At 61.9% G+C, this 22,743-nt stretch carries 24 protein-coding genes and 1 riboswitch; of the genes, 20 read left to right on the top strand and 4 right to left on the bottom strand.

Going from position 1 to position 22,743, the window contains the following annotated elements:
* The first annotated feature begins 1 nt into the window (after position 1).
* Genes relA through PspS35_RS21055 form a run of 3 tightly spaced genes read left to right on the top strand, consistent with a single transcriptional unit; the run spans position 2 to position 3,649 of the window.
* Positions 2-2,245 (top strand): GTP diphosphokinase, encoded by a 2,244-nt coding sequence (gene relA / locus PspS35_RS21065; protein ID WP_159936641.1) that lies wholly within the window; start codon positions 2-4, stop codon positions 2,243-2,245.
* Positions 2,245-3,078, top strand: coding sequence for a nucleoside triphosphate pyrophosphohydrolase (mazG, locus tag PspS35_RS21060; RefSeq protein WP_159938099.1), 834 nt, complete (start codon positions 2,245-2,247; stop codon positions 3,076-3,078). The genes relA and mazG overlap by 1 nt, the downstream gene beginning before the upstream one ends.
* A gap of 25 nt (positions 3,079-3,103) precedes the next feature.
* Positions 3,104-3,649 carry a DUF2058 domain-containing protein gene (locus tag PspS35_RS21055; protein ID WP_159936640.1) on the top strand — a complete coding sequence of 182 codons (546 nt, stop codon included), beginning with the start codon at positions 3,104-3,106 and terminating at the stop codon, positions 3,647-3,649.
* A 106-nt stretch (positions 3,650-3,755) separates the two neighbouring features.
* On the opposite strand, the gene PspS35_RS21050 is transcribed toward PspS35_RS21055, so the two are convergent.
* From PspS35_RS21050 to purM, 4 genes are all read right to left on the bottom strand, one after another.
* Positions 3,756-3,944 carry a hypothetical protein gene (locus PspS35_RS21050; RefSeq protein ID WP_032887774.1) on the bottom strand — a complete coding sequence of 63 codons (189 nt, stop codon included), beginning with the start codon at positions 3,942-3,944 and terminating at the stop codon, positions 3,756-3,758.
* A gap of 241 nt (positions 3,945-4,185) precedes the next feature.
* Complete coding sequence (locus PspS35_RS21045; protein ID WP_159936639.1) at positions 4,186-4,899, bottom strand: DUF3108 domain-containing protein; 714 nt, start codon at positions 4,897-4,899, stop codon at positions 4,186-4,188.
* 8 nt (positions 4,900-4,907) lie between these two features.
* Entirely contained in the window at positions 4,908-5,558 is a 651-nt protein-coding gene (gene purN, locus PspS35_RS21040; RefSeq protein WP_159936638.1) for a phosphoribosylglycinamide formyltransferase, read from the bottom strand.
* Positions 5,558-6,616 carry a phosphoribosylformylglycinamidine cyclo-ligase gene (gene purM, locus PspS35_RS21035; RefSeq protein WP_014719398.1) on the bottom strand — a complete coding sequence of 353 codons (1,059 nt, stop codon included), beginning with the start codon at positions 6,614-6,616 and terminating at the stop codon, positions 5,558-5,560. The genes purN and purM overlap by 1 nt, the downstream gene beginning before the upstream one ends.
* 344 nt (positions 6,617-6,960) lie before the next feature.
* On the opposite strand from purM, the gene PspS35_RS21030 reads away from it, so the two are divergent.
* The 17 genes from PspS35_RS21030 (at position 6,961) to PspS35_RS20950 (ending at position 22,646) form a co-directional block, all read left to right on the top strand.
* Complete coding sequence (locus tag PspS35_RS21030; protein WP_159936637.1) at positions 6,961-8,001, top strand: DUF2066 domain-containing protein; 1,041 nt, start codon at positions 6,961-6,963, stop codon at positions 7,999-8,001.
* A 36-nt stretch (positions 8,002-8,037) separates the two neighbouring features.
* Positions 8,038-9,111, top strand: a complete 1,074-nt coding sequence (locus tag PspS35_RS21025) for an AI-2E family transporter (protein ID WP_032887781.1) — start codon at positions 8,038-8,040, stop codon at positions 9,109-9,111.
* Positions 9,112-9,314: 203 nt separating this feature from the next.
* Positions 9,315-10,019, top strand: a complete 705-nt coding sequence (gene hda, locus PspS35_RS21020; protein ID WP_017134884.1) for a DnaA regulatory inactivator Hda — start codon at positions 9,315-9,317, stop codon at positions 10,017-10,019.
* A 213-nt stretch (positions 10,020-10,232) separates the two neighbouring features.
* Complete coding sequence (locus tag PspS35_RS21015; RefSeq protein WP_159936636.1) at positions 10,233-10,877, top strand: NlpC/P60 family protein; 645 nt, start codon at positions 10,233-10,235, stop codon at positions 10,875-10,877.
* A gap of 144 nt (positions 10,878-11,021) precedes the next feature.
* A complete protein-coding gene (locus tag PspS35_RS21010) occupies positions 11,022-11,558 on the top strand; it encodes a C40 family peptidase (protein ID WP_159936635.1) in 537 nt (178 codons plus the stop codon).
* 54 nt (positions 11,559-11,612) lie between these two features.
* A riboswitch (cobalamin riboswitch) is annotated at positions 11,613-11,861 on the top strand.
* Positions 11,862-11,938: 77 nt separating this feature from the next.
* Positions 11,939-12,550, top strand: a complete 612-nt coding sequence (gene cobO / locus PspS35_RS21005) for a cob(I)yrinic acid a,c-diamide adenosyltransferase (protein ID WP_101272377.1) — start codon at positions 11,939-11,941, stop codon at positions 12,548-12,550.
* Positions 12,547-13,896: a cobyrinate a,c-diamide synthase gene (locus PspS35_RS21000; RefSeq protein WP_159936634.1), complete on the top strand. Its 1,350-nt coding sequence runs from the start codon at positions 12,547-12,549 to the stop codon at positions 13,894-13,896. Before cobO ends, PspS35_RS21000 begins: the two co-directional genes overlap by 4 nt.
* Positions 13,893-14,543 carry a 5,6-dimethylbenzimidazole synthase gene (gene bluB, locus PspS35_RS20995; RefSeq protein ID WP_159936633.1) on the top strand — a complete coding sequence of 217 codons (651 nt, stop codon included), beginning with the start codon at positions 13,893-13,895 and terminating at the stop codon, positions 14,541-14,543. Before PspS35_RS21000 ends, bluB begins: the two co-directional genes overlap by 4 nt.
* A complete protein-coding gene (cbiB, locus tag PspS35_RS20990; RefSeq protein ID WP_159936632.1) occupies positions 14,540-15,448 on the top strand; it encodes an adenosylcobinamide-phosphate synthase CbiB in 909 nt (302 codons plus the stop codon). Before bluB ends, cbiB begins: the two co-directional genes overlap by 4 nt.
* Positions 15,441-16,430: a threonine-phosphate decarboxylase CobD gene (gene cobD, locus PspS35_RS20985; RefSeq protein ID WP_159936631.1), complete on the top strand. Its 990-nt coding sequence runs from the start codon at positions 15,441-15,443 to the stop codon at positions 16,428-16,430. The genes cbiB and cobD overlap by 8 nt, the downstream gene beginning before the upstream one ends.
* Entirely contained in the window at positions 16,427-17,878 is a 1,452-nt protein-coding gene (locus tag PspS35_RS20980; protein WP_159936630.1) for a cobyric acid synthase, read from the top strand. The genes cobD and PspS35_RS20980 overlap by 4 nt, the downstream gene beginning before the upstream one ends.
* Positions 17,879-18,059: 181 nt before the next feature.
* Positions 18,060-18,581, top strand: coding sequence for a bifunctional adenosylcobinamide kinase/adenosylcobinamide-phosphate guanylyltransferase (cobU, locus tag PspS35_RS20975; protein WP_159936629.1), 522 nt, complete (start codon positions 18,060-18,062; stop codon positions 18,579-18,581).
* Positions 18,578-19,633, top strand: a complete 1,056-nt coding sequence (cobT, locus tag PspS35_RS20970; RefSeq protein WP_159936628.1) for a nicotinate-nucleotide--dimethylbenzimidazole phosphoribosyltransferase — start codon at positions 18,578-18,580, stop codon at positions 19,631-19,633. Before cobU ends, cobT begins: the two co-directional genes overlap by 4 nt.
* A complete protein-coding gene (cobC, locus tag PspS35_RS20965; protein ID WP_159936627.1) occupies positions 19,630-20,205 on the top strand; it encodes an alpha-ribazole phosphatase family protein in 576 nt (191 codons plus the stop codon). The genes cobT and cobC overlap by 4 nt, the downstream gene beginning before the upstream one ends.
* Before the next feature lie 2 nt (positions 20,206-20,207).
* The gene (locus PspS35_RS20960) at positions 20,208-20,936 is read left to right on the top strand and encodes an adenosylcobinamide-GDP ribazoletransferase (protein ID WP_159936626.1); all 729 of its coding nucleotides are present in this window, start codon (positions 20,208-20,210) and stop codon (positions 20,934-20,936) included.
* A 42-nt stretch (positions 20,937-20,978) separates the two neighbouring features.
* Positions 20,979-21,383, top strand: coding sequence for a MarR family winged helix-turn-helix transcriptional regulator (locus tag PspS35_RS20955; protein ID WP_101272367.1), 405 nt, complete (start codon positions 20,979-20,981; stop codon positions 21,381-21,383).
* A 63-nt stretch (positions 21,384-21,446) separates the two neighbouring features.
* A complete protein-coding gene (locus tag PspS35_RS20950) occupies positions 21,447-22,646 on the top strand; it encodes an MFS transporter (protein WP_174244886.1) in 1,200 nt (399 codons plus the stop codon).
* Positions 22,647-22,743: the final 97 nt, after the last annotated feature.

The raw sequence follows: 22,743 nt of genomic DNA, 5'->3' as shown, positions 1-22,743 counted from the left end.
GATGGTACAGGTGAGAGCACACCAGCCGATCAACACTGACGGCAGTATCAACCTGGAGGCATGGCTGGATCATGCCATCAGTGTCGACCCGGCACTGGACCGTGAAGCCTTGAAAGCAGCCTGCGAGTTCGCTCGTGAGTCTGAGCAGCAAGACAATGCGGCCAAGAACCTGTGGGCCGAGGGCACTTCCAGCTTTCGCACCGGTTTGGAAATCGCCGAGATCCTCGCCGATCTCAAGCTTGACCAGGATTCGCTGATCGCCGCCGTGCTCTATCGCGGCGTGCGTGAAGGGCATATCCCGTTGCCGACGGTCAGCCAGCGTTTCGGCGCGGTGGTGGCCAAGCTGATCGACGGCGTGCTGCGCATGGCCGCCATCAGTGCCAGCCTCAGCCCGCGCCAGTCGATGGTGCTGGGTACCCAGGGCCAGGTCGAGAACCTGCGCAAGATGCTGGTCGCAATGGTCGACGACGTACGCGTCGCCCTGATCAAGCTGGCCGAACGCACCTGCGCGATCCGTGCGGTGAAGACGGCCGACGACGAGAAGCGCAACCGCGTCGCCCGCGAAGTCTTCGACATCTACGCGCCGCTGGCCCACCGCCTGGGCATCGGCCATATCAAGTGGGAGCTGGAGGACTTGTCCTTCCGCTACCTGGAGCCCGATCAATACAAACAGATTGCCACGCTGCTGCATGAGCGGCGGCTCGATCGTGAGCGCTTTATCAGCGACGTGATGGGCCAGTTGCGCGCCGAATTGCAGGCCACCGGCGTCGATGCCGATATCAGCGGCCGCGCCAAGCACATCTATTCCATCTGGCGCAAAATGCAGCGCAAGGGCCTGGCCTTCAGCCAGATCTACGACGTGCGTGCGGTGCGCGTGCTGGTGCCGGAAATGCGCGACTGCTACACCGCGCTGGGCATCGTCCACACCCTGTGGCGGCACATTCCCAAGGAGTTCGACGACTACATCGCCAACCCCAAGGAAAACGGCTACCGCTCGCTGCACACAGCGGTGATCGGCCCCGAGGGCAAGGTGCTTGAAGTGCAGATCCGCACCCACGCCATGCACGAAGAGGCGGAGCTGGGCGTGTGTGCGCACTGGCGCTACAAGGGCACCGACGTCAAGGCCGGGTCCAACCAGTACGAAGAGAAAATCTCTTGGCTGCGCCAGGTGCTGGAATGGCACGAAGAACTCGGCGACATCGGCGGCCTGGCCGAACAACTGCGCGTGGATATCGAGCCGGACCGGGTCTACATCTTCACTCCCGACGGCCACGCCATCGACCTGCCCAAAGGCTCCACGCCGCTGGACTTTGCCTACCGCGTGCACACCGAGATCGGCCACAACTGCCGGGGCGCCAAGATCAACGGGCGCATCGTGCCGCTCAACTACAGCCTGCAGACCGGTGAGCAGGTCGAGATCATCACCAGCAAGCACGGCACGCCGAGCCGCGACTGGCTGAACCCGAACCTGGGCTACATCACCACCTCGCGGGCGCGGGCGAAGATCGTCCACTGGTTCAAATTGCAGGCACGCGACCAGAACGTCGCCGCCGGCAAGACCCTGCTCGAACGCGAGCTGGGCCGCCTGGGCCTGCCTCAGGTGGACTTCGACAAGCTGGCCGAAAAGGCCAACATGAAGATCGCCGAAGACATGTTCGCCGCCCTCGGTGCCGGTGACCTGCGCCTGGCGCAATTGGTCAACCTGGCCCAGCAGTTGGTGGAGCCCGAACGCGGTAACGAACAGCTGGAACTGATCCCGCGCAAAGCCACCGGCTACAAGCCTGGCAAGCGCGGTGATATCCAGATCCAGGGCGTGGGCAACCTGCTCACGCAAATCGCCGGTTGCTGCCAGCCGTTGCCGGGGGATGCCATCGTTGGTTACATCACCCAGGGCCGTGGCGTGAGCATTCACCGCCAGGACTGCGCCTCGGTGCTGCAGTTGGGCGGGCGCGAGCCTGAGCGGATTATCCAGGTCAGCTGGGGCCCGGTGCCGGTGCTCACCTACCCGGTGGACATCATCATCCGTGCCTACGACCGTTCCGGTTTGCTGCGGGACGTGTCGCAAGTGCTGCTCAATGAGCGGATCAACGTACTGGCGGTCAACACCCGCTCGAACAAAGAGGACAACACCGCGTTGATGTCCCTGACCATCGAGATCCCGGGGTTGGACGCATTGGGCCGGTTGCTGGGGCGGATTTCCCAGTTGCCGAACATCATCGAGACACGGCGTAACCGCACACCATGATGTATTCGCTGGAAGACCTGCTGCATTTGATGAACCGCCTGCGGGACCCGCAATACGGGTGCCCGTGGGACATCAAGCAAACCTACGCGACCATCGTCCCGCACACCCTCGAAGAAGCCTATGAAGTGGCCGACGCCATCGAGCGCGGCGACTTCGATCATCTGCAAGGTGAACTGGGCGACCTGTTGTTCCAGGTGGTGTATTACAGCCAACTGGCGCGGGAAGAAGGGCGCTTCGAATTTGCCGGGGTCATCGACAGCATCACGCGCAAGCTGATCCGTCGCCATCCTCACGTGTTTCCTACTGGCGACCTGTATGCGCCGCTGGATGTCCCACAGTTGAGCGAAGAGCAGGTCAAGGAGCGCTGGGAGCAGATCAAGGCAGAGGAGCGTGCGCAAAAATCTGCCGCGCCGGAGCAACTGTCCCTGCTCGATGACGTGCCCACCGCGCTGCCGTCGTTATCCCGTGCGGCCAAGTTGCAAAAGCGCGCCAGCCAGGTCGGTTTCGACTGGCCGTCGGCCTTGCCGGTGGTGGATAACGTACGCGAAGAGCTGGATGAAGTGCTCGAAGCGATGGCCGATAACGACGCGGTGGCCATTGCTGATGAGGTCGGTGACCTGCTGTTCGCGGCGGTCAACCTGGCCCGTCATCTCAAGGTCGACCCAGAAACGGCGCTGCGTGGCGCCAATGCCAAGTTCGAGCGACGTTTCCGATTTATCGAACAGGCATTGCGCGATACCCATCGTCCCATAGAAGATTGCACCCTCGAAGAGTTGGACGCCCTGTGGGGCGAAGCCAAACGTCAGGAAAAGAATGTGTCCAGCTGCGGTTGAGCAGTTGCCTAAGTGAGTAAGCACCATGAGCCTTTCCCTTCGCGACCAGTTGCTTAAAGCAGGTCTGGTCAACCAAAAGCAGGCCAAGCAGGTCGGCAAAGAGAAACAGAAGCAGCAGCGTCTGGTCCACAAGGGCCAGGCCGAGGTCGATGACACCCAAGCCCGCCTGGCTGTCGAGGCGCAGGCCGAAAAGGTCAAGCGCGACCAGGAGCTGAACCGCCAGCAGCAGGAAAAAGCCGAGGCCAAGGCCCGCACGGCGCAGGTCAAGCAACTGATCGAAACCTCGCGCCTGCCCAAGTTGACCACCGAGGACTACTACAACTTCGTGGATGACAAGAAGGTCAAGCGCCTGTCGGTCAACACGCTGATGCGCAACAAGCTGAGCAACGGCTCCCTTGCCATCGTGCACCACGGCGGCGGCTACGAAGTGATCCCGCGCGAAGCGGCGCTGAAGATCCAGGAGCGTGCCCCGGAGCGCATCGTGCAGCTCAATATCCTCACCGAAAGCCAGGTGCCGGATGAGGACGATCCGTACGCGGCCTACCAGATCCCGGATGACCTGATGTGGTAAAGCGTTAAAGCTGCCACGCTCAAAACAACAAACCCCGCTCAAAAGGCGGGGTTTGTGTTTTCAGGTATCGGGCTGCGTGGGCCTTGTGCCTGAGTCCTGCGAATATTCAGGAGCTTTGTGCCTGGCGTTTCATCTCAAGCGACTCAAGCTCGTTCTTATAATTGTGAGCGTCGCTCTCGTTGTGAAACATGCCGACCAGCAGGTCTTGTTGGTGTACATCCCAGATGTGAATCCCATGGCCCAGCGCTTCGTGGGACATATGTGCATCGTCGCGTTCAGTTACTTTTACAGTCATCTGCTTGCTCCAATTTCTGGTGGGTATGCGGCAAGTCGTCGCAGGTCTTTTTATACGGTTTGTTAGCTTCCTAAGTAAACCGCTTTAGCGGTTTATGACAGAAGTTTCATCTTGGTCTCAGGCTTTGAAGAAATGTAGTGGCTCTTCGAATGCTATCGGGGGCAAGAAGCTTCAAGGCAAAACCTGCAGGCGAAAAAAAGCCCCGCATTCAGCGAGGCTCTTGTTCAGCTCATCCGTGCACTCAGTTGCCTTTGACAGCCTTGCCGTCAACGGTACCGTCTTGCAGCATGATGTTGTATTCCTTGCCGTCGGTCTCAACCTGGCGCAGGGCAACCAGGATGCCGCCCTGGTCCTTGGCAAACCACATCTGGGTGATGCGCTTGCTCTGCGTCGGGTCGCGCACGCGCTCGACCTTGATCGCGTCGATGGAGCCTACCTTGGTCTGGACCTTTTCCGGGCCGATCACGCGGAAGTCGTAGGTGTCGACGTCGGTGCCTTCAACCACGTTGTAGCTCATGCTCTTCTTGCCTGCCGCCACATCGCGTTGCAAGGCAAGCTGGTAGGTCGACTTGTCGAGCATGCTGCTTTGCAGGGCCACGTTGACCGGGTCTTTGTTTTCAAAACCGGTGACTTTCTTGGCCGTCTGGTCGAAGTCCAGGTTGATCTTCTTGGCCTTGCCCAGGCCACCACGCTCGAAGGTGTAGCTCTTGGGCTGCAGGGTGTCCTTGTCAAACAGGATCACGCTGGTTTCGGTCAGGCTGGCGATCATCATCGAGGCCTTGAAATTCAAGGTCCAGGTGCCGTCGCCATTCTTGACCAGGCTGCGTTCGGCCGAGCCACTCATGGGCAACTGTTTCCAGTCGGCGGTATAGCTGGCGGAGAAAGGGTGAAGGTCTGCCGCTTGCACGGTAGGCAAGGCAAACAGAGCAAAAGCGAAGAGCAAGGCGCGACGCATAAAATCTCCTAGGTTCGAATCAAGTGGCCGCTGGCCGCGAGTAACTGACCGTCCAATAATGCACCCTGATCACCAAGAATCAACCGCCCCTCGGCAAACCAGCGCACAGCCAGCGGGTAAATCCTGTGTTCCTGGGTATGAACCCGTTGCGCAAGCGTCTGCGCCGAGTCGTGCGACTCTACCGGAACCACTGCCTGTACGACCAGAGGCCCGCCATCGAGTTCCTCGGTGACGAAGTGCACGCTGCAGCCGTGCTCGCTGTCACCGGCGTCGAGGGCGCGTTGATGGGTGTGCATGCCCTTGTATTTGGGCAGCAGGGACGGATGGATATTGAGTAGGCGCCCTTCATAGTGCCGTACGAAATCAGCGCTGAGGATGCGCATGAAACCGGCCAGTACCACGAGTTTGGGATTGAAAGCATCGATCAGTTCGATCAAGGCGCTGTCGAAGGCCTCGCGGCCTTCGAAAGCCTTGTGATCCAGCGAGCGGGTGTCGATGCCCGCATCGGTGGCGCGTTGCAGGCCGTAGGCGTCGCTGCGGTTGGAGATCACCGCAGCGATGCGCACCGGGCTGTCGCCGGTGCGCGTGCTGTCGATCAAGGCCTGCAAGTTACTGCCGGTGCCGGAGAGCAGCACCACGACATCACAGGTCTGGGACATTAATGAGCCTTGAGGTTCTTCAGTTCAACCTGGGCCGCGCCTTCGGCAGCGGTGGCGATCTGGCCGATGACCCAAGGCTGCTCGCCAGCTTCGCGCAGGACGTTCAGTGCGGTTTCAACGTGCTCTTGCGCCACGCAAATGACCATGCCCACGCCGCAGTTCAGCACGCGGTGCATTTCAGTTTCGTTGACGTTGCCTTTCTCTTGCAGCCAGTCGAAGACTGCAGGACGCTGCCAGCTGGCCACGTCGACAATCGCCTGGGCGCCTTTTGGCAGCACGCGTGGGATGTTGTCCAGCAGGCCGCCACCCGTGATGTGGGCCATGGCTTTGACCGCGCCGGTGTCCTTGATCAGCTTGAGCAGTGGCTTGACGTAGATACGGGTCGGGGCCATCAGCAGGTCGGTCAGCGGCTTGCCGTCGAGTTGGATGTTCTCGATGTCGGCGCCGGACACTTCGATGATCTTGCGGATCAGCGAGTAGCCGTTGGAGTGCGGGCCAGAGGACGGCAGGGCGAGCAGGGCGTCGCCGGCAGCCACTTTGGAGCCGTCGATGATCTCGGCTTTTTCTACAACACCGACGCAGAAACCGGCCAGGTCGTAGTCTTCGCCTTCGTACATGCCTGGCATTTCAGCGGTTTCACCGCCGACCAGGGAACAACCCGACAATTCGCAGCCAGCGCCAATGCCGGTCACTACCTGGGTAGCGGTCTCAACGTTGAGCTTGCCGGTGGCGTAGTAGTCGAGGAAGAACAACGGCTCGGCGCCGCATACCACCAGGTCGTTGACGCACATGGCGACCAGGTCGATACCGATGCTGTCGTGCTTGTTCAGGTTCAGGGCCAGACGCAGCTTGGTGCCCACGCCATCGGTGCCGGAAACCAGCACAGGCTGCTTGTAGCCGGCCGGGATTTCGCAGAGGGCGCCAAAACCGCCCAGGCCGCCCATGACTTCGGGGCGCGCAGTGCGCTTGGCGACGCTCTTGATGCGTTCGACCAATGCTTCACCGGCGTCGATGTCTACACCGGCGTCCTTGTAGCTCAGGGAGGGTTGCTTGCTCATGATCCAGGCCTTTAGGGGGGATTCAGGGGTAACGACCGAGCGGGCAGGCGCTTTTGGTAAAAGGCCTAGCCGGTGACGGTCTGCGAAGGCGCGCGATTTTATCAGGCTTGAGGGGCAGCGGCCATCCTCGGGCCGACGGGCAGGGCCATATGAGGTTAAAAAAATGCTAATCGGCTCTGCTGTGGCATGTATTAAGGTATAGCCTTGAACCCGCTATCGTTATGACAGCATGAAAACTTACCAAGACCCTGTGAATGTTTTACTGGTCGGCGTGGTCACAGCCATGGCAAACCGCGTTCACACGGTCTGTTCCAGCCGCTAAATTTGTCGTTCGGGAATCTTCCATGCGTCTGTGTAATTTCTTTTTTGTGGGCTGTTTGTCGTTGGTCAGCCTGGCGAGTCATGCCGAAACCTTCAATGGCCTGTATCAAGTACTTGAACCTGTCAGCAGCCAATCGCCCCAAGAGCGCGACCAAGCCATCCAGCATGCGGTGCAAACCTTGGTGATCCGCCTGACCGGCGACGCCAAGGCTGCCGATGGCCCGGGCCTGGCGGCGGTTCGCCAGGACCCGCAACAAATCATCACGCAATACGGCTATGACGCCGGCCCGCCCGAGAGCCTGCAAGTGGATTTCGACCCGGTCAGCACCGACCGCGCCCTGCACGACGCAGGCTTGTCGGTCTGGGGGCGCAATCGCCCGTCGATCCTCGGCTGGTGGCTGAACGACTCCACCGAAGGCAGCAGCCTGGTGGGGGATGGTCAGGCCGTCGCCCAAGCGTTGCGCCGTGCGGCGCAGCACCGTGGCCTGCCGTTGCGCCTGCCCTTGGGGGATCTGGATGAGCAGGTCGTCGCCACCGCGCCAAACCTGGAAAGCGCCGACGCCGAACCCTTGCGCGCTGCTTCCGAGCGCTATGCAGCGGATGCCCTGCTGGCCGTGCACGCGCGCCAGGAAGGCAACCAATGGCAGGCAAAATGGCGTTTGTGGCTGGGCGACAAGAGCGAGCAAGGCACCGCGCAAGGGGCTGACACCGGCGCGGTGGCTGATGCGGTGATGCTGGCGATCAGCCAAAAGCTGGCGCCGCGTTTTGCGGTCAAGCCGGGCATCAGTGCCGATCAATTGCTGGAAGTGCAGGGGATGACCCTGGAGCGGTATGCCGCGCTGGAGCATTTGCTCGAGCCGTTTGCTGGCCAGCCGGTCCTGGTCGATGGTGATCGCATTGTGTATCGCGTCAACGGTAGCGCCGATCAGTTACGTAGCCAGTTGAGTCTGGCCAGGCTGCAGGAAGGTCCTGCGGCTGAGGTGCATGCGCAGCAACCGGTAGCAGATGGCGTGCAACCGGCCGTGGCACCTGAGCCTCAGGCACAACTGCATTTTCATTGGTAAACGTTCTTCCTTTATATAGAAGCAATGGAGTGGTGTATGGCGGATACGCGTCGTTGGGTGTGGCTTGGCGGGATCGTCCTGCTGTGCGTTTTTGTGTTCTTGCTGCATTCGATCCTGACGCCGTTCCTGGTTGCGTTGCTGCTGGCCTATCTATTTGATCCTGTGGTGGATCGCCTGGAGAAAGCTGGTCTGTCACGCACCTTGGGCGTAGTGGCGGTGTTTGCGCTGTTCACGTTGATCATCACCGCGTTGGTGCTGGTGCTGGTGCCGATGCTGGCCAAGCAACTGTTTCGCCTTTATGAACTGGCGCCGCAGATGCTCGACTGGCTGCAACACACGGCCATGCCGTGGGCGCAGGCCAAGCTGGGGTTGTCGGATGGTTTCTGGAAGTTCGACAAGGTCAAGGCGGCGATTAGCGAGCATATGGGGCAGACCACCGATATCGTCGGTGTGATCCTCAGCCAGGCCACGGCGTCGAGCCTGGCGTTGATTGGTTGGTTGACCAACCTCGTGCTGATCCCCGTGGTGGCGTTCTACCTGCTGCGCGACTGGGACATCATGATGGCCAAGATCCGCAGCCTGCTGCCGCGTGACCGTGAGGAGCGCATCGTGTCCCTGGCGGGTGAGTGCCATGAAGTGCTCGGCGCGTTTGTGCGGGGCCAGTTGCTGGTGATGCTGGCGCTGGGGGTTATTTATGCCGCCGGCCTGATGGCCATCGGCCTGGAACTGGGCCTGTTGATTGGCCTGATCGCAGGTTTGGCCGCGATCGTTCCTTATATGGGCTTTGTGATCGGTATCGGTGCGGCGCTGGTGGCGGGCCTGTTCCAGTTTGGCGGCGACCTGTACCCGATGCTCGGGATCGTTGCGGTGTTCATGGTTGGCCAGGCCCTTGAAGGCATGGTGCTGACGCCGTTGTTGGTAGGGGACCGGATTGGCCTGCACCCGGTGGCGGTGATCTTTGCGATCCTGGCCGGCGGTGAGCTGTTTGGCTTTACCGGTATCTTGCTGGCATTGCCAGTGGCGGCCGTGATCATGGTGCTGGTGCGCCATATGCACGATCTGTACAAGGATTCGGATGTGTACACGGGCGTCGAAGACCCCGACCTGTAACCGCTGCGTCACAAACCCGGCTTCGGCCGGGTTTGTTGTTTATGGGCGGGCGGCGTCAAGCAATCTGCCTAAAACTGGCAAGTTAACGCAAACCTTTGATTTTGCTTGTGGTCTGCTGCATTGTGCGCCCGGCGTCACGGGTATAAACTTTGCAAACTTTACACAGAGGCCACTAACGGTTCGATGGGAGCCGTTCAGTCAGCATGAAACCGATTCAGCTGCCCTTAGGTGTGCGTCTGCGTGATGACGCCACCTTTATCAATTACTACCCAGGCGCCAATGCCGCTGCACTCGGCTATGTTGAGCGGCTCTGCGAAGCCGACGCCGGGTGGACTGAAAGCCTGATCTATCTGTGGGGCAAGCATGGCGTGGGGCGTACCCACCTGTTGCAGGCCGCCTGTTTGCGTTTCGAGCAGATGGGGGAGCCGGCGGTGTACCTGCCGTTGGCTGAGCTGATGGATCGCGGTATCGGGATCTTCGACCACCTTGAGCAATACGAACTGGTGTGCCTGGACGACCTGCAGGCGATTGCCGGCAAGGCCGACTGGGAAGAGGCGCTGTTTCACCTGTTCAACCGCTTACGCGACAGCGGCCGACGCTTGTTGATTGCCGCCTCCACGTCGCCCCGCGAGTTGCCCGTCAAGTTGGCCGACCTTAAGTCGCGTCTCACCCTGGCGCTGATCTTCCAGATGCGCCCGCTGTCCGACGAAGACAAATTGCGCGCCCTGCAACTGCGCGCGTCGCGTCGGGGCCTGCACCTCACCGACGAGGTCGGGCACTTTATCCTCACCCGTGGCACACGCAGCATGAGCGCATTGTTCGACTTGCTCGAGCAGCTTGATCAGGCCTCTTTGCAGGCGCAGCGCAAGCTGACTATTCCCTTCCTCAAGGAAACCCTCGGCTGGTAGCCAGCCCTGTGTTTTCGGGGGCTTCGGCAAAATCCAGGCGTCAGAAAATTCGCGTTTTGGCTGTTTTTGCCACGCGACAGGCGCTTATAGGGGGTTAAGGGCTTAGATGTTATGGCCAAAATCAAAAGTCACATAATTCCCGATTGAATTTGCAAATGAATGTAAGAGAGGGCATAGTCTCGGCTTCTTTACACATCAGCCACGGTCGTGCCCATGCTAAATCGCTTCGCACCCCTCGTGCCTCTCGCACTCGTTACCCTGTTGTTTGGCTGCGCCTCCCACCCTCAACAGGTGGTTGAGCAGCAAAAGCCTCAACAACAGTCCCAGGCAAAATTCGTCGCTGCGCAGTCCGCTTCTGTTTATGAAGAAACTCTTTATAAGGAAGAGCAGACGACTGACAAGGAACTGGCCGATTTCTCCGGCAACAAGCCTTACCAGCTTCCGGTCCTGGCCGACAGCATCCTCGAACGCGGCATGTCCCTGATCGGTACCCGTTACCGTTTCGGCGGTACCTCTGAAGCCGGCTTCGACTGCAGCGGTTTCATCGGCTACCTCTTTCGTGAAGAAGCCGGCATGAACCTGCCGCGCTCGACGCGCGAAATGATCAACGTGAAAGCACCGTTGGTCGCGCGCAACAACCTCAAGCCTGGTGATCTGCTTTTCTTCAGTACTGCAGGCCGTGGTCGTGTCAGTCACGCCGGTATCTACTTGGGTGATAACCAGTTTATCCACTCCAGCAGCCGTCGCAGCGGTGGTGTCCGGGTCGATAGCCTGGGCGACAGTTACTGGAGCAAAACCTTCATCGAAGCCAAGCGCGCACTCGCCATGGCCCCGACGACGGTTACCGCTAGCAAGTAAAGTTAAAGTGATACTTGAAGTTTGACACGTAAGCGCTAGAATCCCTGGACATTGTTGTAATCCGTTCGCGCGAGCTTTGCTTGCGCGTTCTGGTTTTCAGCGTTCGGCAGCGAAAGCCGCATCCAGACCAGGATTGTTCTGCACATGTCGACGTCAGCCCGCCTCGTTCTTCTTGTGTGCGCCGCGCTCCTCAGCGCCTGCGCCAGTCGTCCGCCACCTGCGCCCGTGGCGGCCAAGCCCAAGCCGGTGTTCAACTATTCCACCCAGAATTTCTCGCCTGTTGCCGAAGACGTGCTCTTTCGCGCGTTGGGCCTGGTCGGCACGCCTTACCGCTGGGGCGGCAACACCCCAGACTCCGGTTTTGACTGCAGCGGCCTGATTGGCTTTGTCTACCGCGATGCCGCTGGAATCTCCCTGCCACGTACCACTCGCGAGTTGATCGTGATGCGCGCCCAGGACGTCAGTGAGCAAAACCTGCAAACCGGTGACCTGCTGTTCTTCGCCACCGGTGGCGGTTCACAGGTCAGCCATGCCGGGATCTATGTGGGCGAGGGCCGCTTTGTCCATGCGCCGCAAACGGGCGGTACGGTGAAGCTGGACACCCTGTCCAAGGCGTATTGGCAGAATGCTTACCTGAGCGCCAAACGTGTATTGCCAGGCAATCTGGCGCGTAATCCTTAAAAGCAGCTGCACGTCTCAAGCTTGAAGCTTGCAGCTAGCCCCCCAACCCACTAACCTTCGCCGCTTGTTCCAGGTGCTCTGTGACCTATGGGTCGACAGGGTGAAACAGGGAAGCCGGTGAGTGAGCGCGCTTGTACACAGCGCCGCCGCAATTCCGGCGCTGCCCCCGCAACGGTAAATGAGTCAAGACGCTGCCTTTTTGCCACTGTATCGCGAGCGATATGGGAAGGCGCAGCCGTCGGCCGGTTCTCTACAGAACGCCACTCATGAGCCCGGAGACCGGCCAGGATCATCCAACAGCATCACGGTGGGCGATGCTTGGCTGTCTGTTTGTCTTTTTCCTGCCCGCCGTTTTTGTTCAGCCCCAACGGAGAGCTGCCATGACCGATACCCCCGACCGCGACGAACGCCACCTGGCGCGCATGCTGCGCAAAAAAGCTGTGATCGACGAGCGCATCGCCAATTCACCCAATGAATGCGGCTTGCTGCTGGTGCTCACCGGCAACGGCAAGGGCAAGAGCAGCTCCGCGTTTGGCATGCTCGCCCGGGCTATGGGCCATGGGATGCAGTGCGGTGTGGTGCAGTTCATCAAGGGGCGCAACAGCACCGGCGAAGAGTTGTTCTTCCGCCGTTTCCCCGAGCAAGTGCGTTTTCACGTGATGGGCGAAGGTTTTACTTGGGAAACCCAGGACCGCCAGCGCGATATCGCCGCCGCCGAAGCCGCTTGGGCGGTGTCCCGCGAATTGCTGCAAGACCCGGCCATTGGCCTGGTGGTGCTGGATGAATTGAACATCGCGCTCAAGCACGGCTACCTCGACCTCGATCAAGTGCTCAGCGACTTGCAAGCCCGTCCGCCGATGCAGCACGTGGTGGTCACCGGCCGGGGCGCCAAGCCTGAACTGATCGAGATGGGCGATACCGTCACCGAAATGGGCATGCTCAAGCACGCATTCCAGGCGGGTATCAAGGCACAGAAGGGCGTCGAACTTTGAATCAGCCCCGTCATTGCCCGGCCGTATTGATCGCCGCACCGGCGTCCGGCCAAGGCAAAACCACCGTCACCGCCGCATTGGCACGCTTGCACCGCAACCTGGGGCGCAAGGTGCGTGTGTTCAAATGTGGCCCGGACTTTCTGGACCCGATGATCCACGAGCGCGCCAGTGGGGCGCCGGTGTATCAATTGGACATGTGGATGGTGGGCGAGCAGGAAAGTCGCCGCCTGCTGTGGGAAGCGGCGGGGGAGGCCGACCTGATCCTGATCGAAGGCGTGATGGGCCTGTTCGACGGCACGCCGTCCAGCGCAGACCTGGCGCGGCACTTCGGCGTGCCGGTGTTGGGCGTGATCGACGGCACCGCCATGGCCCAGACCTTTGGCGCCCTGGCGCTGGGCCTGGCGCGCTATCAACCGGACCTGCCATTCGCCGGCGTGCTGGCCAACCGTGTCGGCACCCTGCGCCACGCGCAGTTGCTCGAAGGCAGCCTTACCGAAGGCCTGCGCTGGTACGGCGCCTTGTCCCGCGAGACCGGGATAGAGCTGCCCAGCCGCCACCTGGGCCTGGTGCAAGCCAGTGAACTGAATGACCTGGATACGCGCCTGGATGCCGCCGCCCAAGCCTTGGGCAGCAGTTGCGAAGTCGCGTTGCCACCGCCCGTGACCTTTGCCGCGCCGCAAGTGATCGAGGCCGAGCCGTTGCTGGCCGGTGTACGCATTGCCGTGGCCCGCGACGAAGCCTTCGCTTTCACCTACGGCGCCAGCCTCGACCTGTTGCGGGCGATGGGCGCTGAGCTGACGTTTTTCTCGCCGATCCACGACCGCCAATTGCCCGACGCCGACAGTCTCTATCTGCCCGGCGGTTACCCGGAACTGCACCATCGGGCGCTGTCGGAAAATACGCCAATGCTCGACGCCATCCGCGCTCACCACGCGGCTGGCAAGCCGTTGCTCGCGGAGTGCGGCGGCATGCTGTATCTGCTGGACTCGCTCACCGACGTCGACGGCAACCGCGCCGAACTGCTCGGCCTGTTGCAGGGCGACGCAGTGATGCAAAAGAAACTGGCAGCCCTGGCACTGCAAAGCGTCGAATTGCCGGAAGGCGTGTTGCGCGGGCACACGTATCACCATTCTCTGACCAGCACCGAGTGCCAGCCGATTGCCCGTGGCCTGAGCCCGAACGGTGGGCGCGGTGCCGAAGCGGTCTTCCGACAGGGGCGGATGACGGCCTCTTACGTGCATTTCTATTTCCCGTCGAATCCAACGGCGGTAGCCGCCTTGTTTGCGCCGGACCGAGCTGAAACCCTATCCACTGTGGGAGGGGGCTTGCCCCTGATAGGGCCATGACCGATAACGCTTTCCCCCAGGCCGACCGCGACGCCGTCTACCGCGCCATCGCCGAACGCCGCGACATGCGCCACTTCAGCGGCGGCACTGTCGCGCCTCAATTGCTCCACCGCCTGCTCCAGGCTGCGCACCAGGCGCCCAGTGTTGGCCTGATGCAACCGTGGCGCTTTATCCGCATCAGCGACCGCCAACTGCGCGGGCAGATCCAGCATCTGGTGGAAGAAGAGCGCGTGCGCACCGCCGAGGCCCTGGGCGAGCGCTCCGATGACTTCATGAAGCTCAAGGTCGAAGGCATCAACGATTGTGCCGAAGTGCTGGTGGCGGCGTTGATGGAGGATCGTGAACGTCACATCTTCGGCCGCCGCACCCTGCCGGAAATGGACATGGCCTCGCTGTCCTGTGCGATCCAGAACCTGTGGCTGGCCGCTCGCGTCGAAGGCCTGGGCATGGGCTGGGTTTCATTGTTCGAACCCCAAGCCCTGGCCGATCTGCTGGGCTTGCCGCCCGGCGCCAAACCCTTGGCCGTGTTGTGCCTGGGGCCGGTCGCCGCGTTCTATCCGGCACCGATGTTACAGCTCGAAGGCTGGACCGAACCGCGTCCGCTGAGTGACATGTTGTATGAGAATACGTGGGGAGTGAGTCAATGAGTGTGGCCTTGCTGTGTGTCGCTGCGGTGGCGCTCGATGCGCTGCTGGGCGAGCCCAGGCGCTGGCATCCGCTGGTGGCGTTCGGCAATTTTGCCGGGCGCATCGAGCAACGTTTCAACAGCGGTGGCCGAGGCTGGCGCAGCCACGGCGTGACCGCATGGTTTATCGCCGTCGTGCCGCTGACGCTGCTGGCCACGGCCTTGTCGTGGGCGCCGTATATCGGCTGGGTGTTGGAGATTCTGGCGTTGTACTGCGCCCTCGGCATGCGCAGTCTCGGCGAGCACGTGATCCCGGTGGCCCAGGCGTTGCGCAGCGATGACCTGGATGAAGCCCGCACACGGGTGAGTTACCTGGTCAGTCGCCAGACCAGTGAGCTGGACCGCACCGAAGTGGCCCGCGCCGCGACTGAGTCGGTGCTGGAAAACGGCAGCGATGCAGTATTTGCCGCGCTGTTCTGGTTTGTGGTCGCGGGCGTGCCGGGCGTGGTGCTCTACCGCTTGAGCAACACCCTTGACGCCATGTGGGGCTATCGCAACGAACGCTTCGAACGCTTCGGCTGGGCGGCGGCAAAGATAGACGATGTACTCAACTATATTCCGGCGCGCCTGGTGGCCTTGACCTACGCCGTGCTCGGCAAAACCCGTTTGGCCCTCACATGCTGGCGCACCCAGGGCCCGACCTGGGACAGCCCCAATGCCGGGCCGGTGATGGCCGCCGGTGCGGGCGCGCTGGGTGTCGAGTTGGGGGGCGCCGCGATTTATCACGGCCAAGTGCACCAGCGTCCGCAATTGGGTGAAGGCCCGGCGGCGGATGCCGATTCCATCGACCGCGGCTGGCAACTGGTGCAGCGCGGCGTATGGTTATGGCTGCTGATCCTATGTGCGGGGGCGCAATTCTATGCTTGAACACGGTGGCCGGCTGCGTAAGGCATCCATTCAATACGGCATTGCCGAGGCTGATTGGCTGGACCTGTCCAGCGGCCTGGCACCTTGGCCCTGGCCCATCCCCGAGATCCCGCTACGCGCCTGGGCACGGCTGCCGGAGACCGACGATGGCCTGGAGCAGGCTGCCAGCGAGTATTACGCTGCTGCGCATGTACTGCCAGTGCCCGGCTCCCAGGCGGCGATCCAACTACTGCCGCGCCTGCGCCGCTCCGGCAAAGTCGGCGTGCTATCGCCGTGCTACGCCGAGCACGCCGAAGCCTGGCGCCGCGCCGGTTATGTGGTGCGTGAAGTGCAGGAGCAGGAAGTCGACTTCTTCCTCGATGGCCTCGACGTGCTGGTGGTGGTCAATCCCAATAACCCCACAGGTCTGAGCCTGAGCCCCCAACGCCTGCTGGATTGGCACTCGCGGTTGGCCCAGCGCGGCGGCTGGCTGGTGGTGGACGAAGCGTTCATGGACGTGACGCCGGAATTGAGCCTGGCGGGCCAGGCCCATCAGGTCGGGCTGATTGTGTTGCGTTCGTTCGGCAAGTTCTTCGGCCTGGCCGGTGTGCGCCTGGGCTTTGTGCTGGCCGAACGCAAGTTGCTCAAGTTGCTCGCCGAACAGGTCGGGCCGTGGGCGGTCAGCGGGCCGACGCGGGTGTTGGGGCAAGCGTGCCTGCGCGACACCGCGGGTCACGCGCGGCAGCGCGAGCGTTGCATCGAGGCTGGCCAGCGTTTGTTCACGCTGCTGGAGCGCCAGGGCTTTCAACCCCAGGGCGGCTGCGCCTTGTTCCAGTGGTTGATCACCCCGCACGCCGAACGCATGCACGAATTCATGGCCCAGCGCGGCATCCTGCTGCGTCTGTTCGTCCACGACAGTAGCCTGCGCTTCGGCTTGCCCGACACGGAGGCAGATTGGTTGCGCCTGGCCGATGCCCTGGCCGCTTATAAGGATGCTTCATGAGTACGCTGATGGTGCAAGGCACCACGTCTGACGCGGGCAAAAGTACCCTGGTGACCGCGTTGTGCCGCTGGCTGGTGCGCCAGGGCGTCGCGGTGGCGCCGTTCAAGCCGCAGAACATGGCGCTCAACAGCGCCGTGACGGCCGAAGGCGGCGAGATCGGCCGCGCCCAGGCCGTGCAGGCCCAGGCGGCCAACCTGGCGCCCCACACCGACATGAACCCGGTGCTGCTCAAACCCAACAGCGACACCGGCTCCCAAGTGATCATCCACGGCCGCGCCGTGACCACCATGAACGCTGTGGCCTATCACGACTACAAGGCCATCGCGATGCAGGCGGTGCTGGCCTCCCACGCCCGTTTGAGCGAGCGCTACCGCGTGGTGATGGTGGAAGGCGCGGGCTCCCCGGCGGAGATCAACCTGCGCGCCAACGACATTGCCAACATGGGTTTCGCCGAGGCAGTGGACTGCCCGGTTTTGCTCATCGCCGATATCAATCGCGGCGGTGTATTCGCTCATCTGGTGGGCACCCTGGAGTTGCTTTCCCCCAGCGAGCAGGCGCGGGTCAAGGGCTTCATCATCAACCGTTTTCGTGGCGATATCGCGCTGCTGCAACCTGGCCTGGATTGGTTGGAAGCGCGCACTGGCAAGCCGGTGGTCGGCGTGTTGCCCTACGTGATGGACCTGCACCTGGAAGCCGAGGACGGCATCGACCAGCGCCAGATCGACAAGGCCGCCCAGGTGCTCAAGGTGGTGGTGCCGGTGTTGCCGCGCATCAGCAACCATACGGATTTTGACCCGCTGCGCCTGCATCCTCAGGTCGACTTGCAGTTTGTCGGGCCGGGCCAGCCGATACCTGCTGCTGACCTGATCATCTTGCCGGGCTCGAAAAGCGTGCGTAGCGATTTGGCCTATCTGCGCGCCAACGGCTGGGACACTGCCGTGGCGCGGCACTTGCGCTACGGCGGCAAGGTATTGGGGATTTGCGGTGGCTTGCAGATGCTCGGCGAGCAGGTGCACGACCCATTGGGGCTGGAAGGGCCTGCGGGTTCCAGCGATGGCCTGGGGCTGCTGGCGTTCAGCACCACCCTGGAAGAAGAGAAGCAACTGCGTAATGTTCGCGGGCGTTTGTTGCTGGAGAATGCCGAGGTCAGTGGGTATGAAATTCATGCGGGTGTGACGTGCGGCGCTGCCCTGTCGAACGCTGCCGTACTGCTGGAGGACGGCCGCAGCGACGGCGCGCAAAGCGCTGATGGGCAGATTCTAGGCACGTATCTGCACGGCTTGTTCGAGACCCCGGCGGCGTGCAGCGCGTTGCTGCGCTGGGCCGGGTTGCAGGATGTGCAGGAGGTGGACTACCACGCCCTGCGCGAGCGCGATATTGAGCGCCTGGCCGATTTGGTGGAGAACCACTTGGACACCGATTTGTTGCGCAAACTGGTTGGTGTTTAATGGTGTACACACGGCCCAAATGTGGGAGGGGGCTCGCCCCCGATAGCGGTGTATCAGGTACCGAGTACATATCCATTCCTGCGTTCGGCCGGCGTGGTTTACGGGGCGACTTCACATCAAAAGCCCGATCAAAAGCGACTCGCTTCGCATCGTGGGTGGGTAGGTGGATTGGGGGTGGTTCATGCTTCAGCTGATTCTTGGCGGTGCTCGCTCGGGTAAGAGCCGACTGGCTGAGAGGCTTGCAGTGGAGAGTGCGTTGCCGGTCATTTATATCGCCACCAGCCAACCGCTTGATGGCGAAATGAATGCCCGCGTTGCCTTGCATCGCGAGCGTCGTCCTGATGACTGGGGTCTGATTGAAGAGCCGGTCGAGTTGGCCCGGGTCCTGTGCGATAACGCTGCAGTCGGTCGCTGCCTGCTGGTGGATTGCCTGACCCTGTGGCTGACCAATCTGCTGATGCTCGAAGACGCCGGGCGCCTGGTGTTCGAGCGTGATCAGTTGTTGCAAACCCTGGCCTCGCTGCCGGGTGAAATCATTTTTGTCAGCAACGAGACCGGAATGGGTGTCGTGCCGCTGGGCGAATTGACTCGCCGCTATGTGGATGAAGCCGGTTGGCTGCATCAAGCCTTGGCCGAGCGATGTCAGCGTGTTGTCCTGACGGTCGCCGGCCTGCCCCTGACTTTGAAAGGTACTGCGTTATGAGTGACACCTGGTGGCTCAATCCGTGTAAGGCGATTGACGCTTCGGCGTATGAACAGGCCTTGGCACGCCAGCAGCAATTGACCAAGCCGGCCGGCTCTCTGGGCCAGTTGGAAGCGCTGGCGGTGCAATTGGCCGGTTTGCAGGGCCAGGTCAAGCCGTCGATGGATCAGCTCTGGATTGCCATTTTTGCCGGTGACCACGGCGTGGTCGCCGAAGGCGTGTCGGCCTATCCCCAGGAAGTGACTGGGCAAATGCTGCATAACTTTGTCAGCGGTGGTGCGGCCATCAGTGTGTTGGCCCGGCAATTGGATGCGCAGTTGGAAGTGGTTGACCTCGGTACGGTGAGCCCATCGCTGAGCCTGCCCGGCGTGCGTCACCTGAATATCGGCGCGGGCACCGCCAACTTCGTCAAGGGCCCGGCCATGACCGATGCCCAAGGCCGATTGGCGTTGCAGGCGGGTCGCGACAGCGTTTTGCGCGCCCGCGAAAGCGGTGCGCAGTTGTTTATCGGCGGCGAGATGGGCATCGGCAACACCACCGCCGCCAGTGCGTTGGCGTGTGCGTTACTGGACTGCCAGGTCAGTGACCTGACCGGTCCGGGTACCGGGCTGGATGCCGCAGGTGTCAGCCATAAGGTTGCCGTGATCGAGCGAGCATTGGCGTTGCATGCCGGACAGCGCGGTGACGCACTGCGTACCTTGTTCAATCTAGGCGGCTTTGAGATTGCCGCGCTGGTGGGGGCTTATCTGGCATGTGCCCAGGAAGGTGTGGTGGTGCTGGTGGATGGGTTTATCTGCACGGTCGCCGCACTGGTCGCCACGCGCCTGAATCCAGGCTGCCGCGACTGGCTGCTGTTCGGTCATCGGGGCGCCGAGCCGGGTCATCGTCATGTGCTGCAAAGCCTCGATGCGCAGCCGTTGCTGGAACTCGGCCTGCGTCTGGGTGAAGGCAGCGGCGCCGCGTTGGCCGTGCCGCTGTTGCGCCTGGCGTGTGCGCTGCACGGGCAGATGGCGACGTTTGCCCAAGCGTCCGTGGCAGACCGCTCGGCATGACCTTGCACCTGGACCTGCTGCGTCACGGCGAAACCGAGCTGGGCGGCGGCCTGCGCGGTAGCCTGGACGACGCATTGACCGCCACGGGCTGGGAGCAGATGCGCGCCGCCGTGGTGGCGCAGGGGCCGTGGGACCGGTTGATCAGTTCGCCGTTGCAACGTTGCGCGCGGTTCGCCGATGAGTTGGGCGCGCGGCTCAAGGTGCCGGTGAGCCTGGAAAAAGATCTGCAAGAACTGCACTTCGGTGCCTGGGAAGGGCAGAGCGCAGCGGCGTTGATGGAAACCGACGCTGAAGGTCTGGGCCTGTTCTGGGCCGATCCCTATGGCTTTACACCGCCCGAGGGTGAGCCAGTCAGCGAATTTTCCGAACGGGTTTTGGGCGCGGTCTCACGCTTGTATCGGGCGTATGCCGGGGAGCGCGTGTTGTTGATCAGTCATGGCGGTGTGATGCGTTTGCTGCTGGCCCAGGCCCGAGGCTTACCCCGTGAGCAGTTGCTGAATGTCGAGGTCGGTCATGGTGGTCTGTTCAGCCTGCAGGTCGCGGCTGATGGCGTGTTGAAGGAAGGAATCTGACCATGCTGCCGTTCTGGATCGCGCTGCAATTTCTCAGCAGTTTGCCGATTCGCCTGCCTGGGATGCCGCAGCCCCAGGCGTTGGGACGCTCACTGTTGTTCTATCCGCTGGTCGGGCTGTTGTTCGGGCTGTTGCTGTGGGCACTGAATACGGCGCTGATGGGCGCGCCGCTGTTGCTGCATGCCGCGCTGTTGCTGACGGCCTGGGTGTTGCTCAGCGGCGGCCTGCACCTGGATGGCCTGGCGGACAGCGCGGATGCTTGGCTGGGTGGCTTCGGCGACCGCGAACGCACCCTCACCATCATGAAAGACCCGCGCAGCGGGCCGATTGCGGTGGTCACCCTGGGCTTGGTGGTGTTGCTCAAGTTCACCGCGCTGGTGGCCTTGATCGAGCAGCATAACGGCGCTGCGCTGATCCTGGCGCCGCTGATCGGGCGGGCGTCGATGCTGGCGTTGTTTCTGACCACTCGCTACGTGCGTGCAGGCGGATTGGGTCAGGCATTGTCGGATCATTTACCTCGACTTGTCGGCCAACAGGTGCTGATCCTCAGTGGTCTGGCCTGCGTCCTCATCGGCGGTTTCAACGGCGGGATTGCGGTACTGCTGGCGGCGATCTGCTTCGTGGGGCTGCGCCAGTTGATGATCAACCGCCTCGGCGGCACCACCGGCGATACCGCCGGAGCCTTGTTGGAGCTGCTGGAAGTCGCGGTACTGGTCGGCCTGGCGCTGTAACACTTTCTTGCATTCTCTTAATCGCGGGTATATACACGTTCCATGCTTGCCTCCCAATGTTTATGCACCAACCTGCGACGCGCCGCCCGTGGCGTCAGCAGGCATTACGACGGCGCTCTCGACGGCTTCGGGATCAACGTTGCCCAGTATTCTTTGCTGTGTAACCTGCAGCGCCTCGACCAACCGAGCATTTCCAGCCTGGCCGAAGCCATGGGCTTGGATCGCAGTACGCTGGGGCGAAACCTGCGCGTGCTTGAGTGCGAAGGCTTGGTGCAGTTGGTCGAGGGCAATGACCTGCGCAATCGCCTCGTATTGCTGACCGACGCGGGTGCAGAACGGCTGGCTGCCGCCTTGCCGGCCTGGGAAGCGGCACAACAGAAATTGATCGATCAACTGGGCGCGGATAAACGCGAAACCTTGTTGGCCTTGCTGGATGAACTCGCCTGAAGGCGGGTTTGTTCGAACATAAGCGGGTATATACCCGCGAGCGGAGAATAAGAAATGACCTCGATGTGGCGCACCAGTGGTTGGATCCTTGTGGGGAGTGCGCTGATCCTGGCGTTGTCGCTGGGCGTGCGGCACGGGTTCGGCCTGTTCCTGGCGCCGATGAGCAGCGAATTCGGCTGGGGCCGGGGCACGTTCGCCTTGGCGATTGCGCTGCAGAACCTGATCTGGGGCCTGGCGCAACCATTTGCCGGCGCGCTGGCCGACCGTTTCGGCGCGACCAAAGTGGTATTTGTCGGCGGGGTTCTGTACGCCGTAGGCCTGGTGTTGATGGGCTTGTCCGATTCCGCGTGGTCGCTTTCGCTGAGTGCTGGTCTGCTGATTGGTATCGGCCTGTCGGGCACCTCGTTCTCGGTAATCCTTGGCGTCGTCGGCCGCGCCGTGGCGCCGGAAAAACGCAGCATGGCCATGGGCATCGCCAGTGCTGCCGGTTCATTCGGCCAGTTCGCGATGGTGCCCGGCACCTTGGGCTTGATCAGTTGGCTGGGCTGGTCGGCAGCACTGCTTGCGTTGGGCCTGATGGTGGCGTTGATCTTGCCGCTGGTCAGCATGCTCAAGGATCGGCCGCTGCCGGTACTGGCCGGGCAGCAAACCTTGCGTGAGGCATTGCACGAAGCCTGCGGACACTCCGGCTTCTGGTTGCTGGCCTTTGGCTTTTTCGTTTGTGGTTTTCAGGTGGTGTTTATCGGCGTGCACCTGCCGGCCTATCTGGTGGATCAGCACTTGCCGGCCAGCACAGGTACCACGGTGCTGGCGTTGATTGGCCTGTTCAATATCGTCGGGACCTACACCGCCGGTTGGCTGGGTGGGCGTATGTCCAAGCCGCGCTTGCTGACCGGGTTGTACCTGTTGCGAGCGGTGGTCATTGTGCTGTTCCTGTGGGCGCCGGTGACCCAAATCAGCGCCTATCTGTTCGGCATGGCGATGGGCTTGCTGTGGTTGTCCACGGTGCCGCTGACCAACGGCACCGTAGCTACCTTGTTTGGTGTGCGAAATCTTTCCATGCTGGGTGGGATTGTGTTCCTGTTCCACCAGATTGGTTCGTTCCTCGGCGGCTGGTTGGGCGGGGTGGTTTATGACCGGAGCGGTAACTACGATTTGATCTGGCAGGGTGCCATTGTGTTGAGCTTGCTCGCAGCGGCCCTCAATTGGCCGGTTCGAGAGCGGCCGGTGGCGCGTTTACAGGCGCAAATGGAGGCGGCATGAGCCTGACAGCACGGGCGGTATTGATCACTGTGGGGCTGGTCCTACTGGTGCTGGCATGGTGGGGCTGGCAACGCGGAGGGCTGGCATTGATGCAACT

The sequence above is a fragment of the Pseudomonas sp. S35 genome, from assembly GCF_009866765.1.
Taxonomy (GTDB): Bacteria; Pseudomonadota; Gammaproteobacteria; order Pseudomonadales; family Pseudomonadaceae; genus Aquipseudomonas.
Note: the sequence above shows the minus strand (reverse complement) of the source record. Positions and strands in the feature narration are given on the sequence as shown.